The following is an 837-nucleotide window of genomic DNA, read 5'->3' as shown; positions in this document are numbered from 1 at the left end:
CGATGAGCCTGTCCAACTCCCTTGTTATCCTCCTTGCACTGAGCGAGGTATCGATGGTGGACATTAAGGCTTCCCTGTTATGGTCGTCGATTACGTTGAACACCCTGAACGATTTGCCATTGGTCAAGGTGTCCTGCATGAAATCGGCACTCCATGTGATGTTACAGTCCACAGGGAGTATGTGGGGCCTCTTCACCCTAGCGGGCAACCTCCGCTTACGCTTCCTGCGGATGTTCAGCCCCATGGAAACATAGACCCTGTAAACTCTTTTGTGGTTCCAGAGGTGGCCCATTGCCCTGAGCATGTGGAACATCTTCCTGAACCCATAGGTAGGGTGAATCTCGGCCAGCTTGTCCAGGGAATCCATTATCATGTCATCCTCGGGCTTGCTTTTGAAACGGTAATAGTATACCGATAGGCTAAGGCTCACCGCCACACAGGCCCGCCTGATACTCAGTCCTTCCTCTTTGGCCAAGTATCCGACAGCTTCTCGCTTTTCGGCGGGCCTTAGAGCTTTTTTTTCGATAAGGTTCTTCAGCGCATTGTTCTCAAAGGCCAGATCGGCGTACATGCGCTTGAACTCCGCCAGTTCCGACTCCATCTCCTTCATCTTCTTGAGTTGGTTGACCCTCATGCCCCCATATTTTGCCTTCCAGTTGTAAAAAGTGGGTTGGCTGATACCATGCTCACGGCATATCTCCGCTACGGCCTTGCCATGTTCCTGTCCCGATAGTACCTTGATGATCTGTGTCTCGGTGAATCTGCTCTTTTTCATTCCCTCAAATTTAAAACGTTGAACTCTAATTTTCAACGCTCCTATTTATAGGGAGCCTTACA

The 837-nt window shown here is 50.1% G+C and carries 1 protein-coding gene; it reads right to left on the bottom strand.

Translation table 11 applies throughout. The features are described 5' to 3' along the window. A partial coding sequence (locus E4661_RS18960; RefSeq protein WP_136469033.1) for an IS3 family transposase occupies nt 1–775 on the bottom strand: 775 nt, incomplete at its 3' end. Nucleotides 776–837: the final 62 nt, after the last annotated feature.

The organism is Flagellimonas onchidii (genome assembly GCF_004804315.1).
GTDB classification, from domain to species: domain Bacteria; phylum Bacteroidota; class Bacteroidia; order Flavobacteriales; family Flavobacteriaceae; genus Flagellimonas; species Flagellimonas onchidii.
The sequence above is the reverse complement of the archived record's forward strand: the minus strand, read 5'-3'. Positions and strand labels throughout refer to the sequence as shown.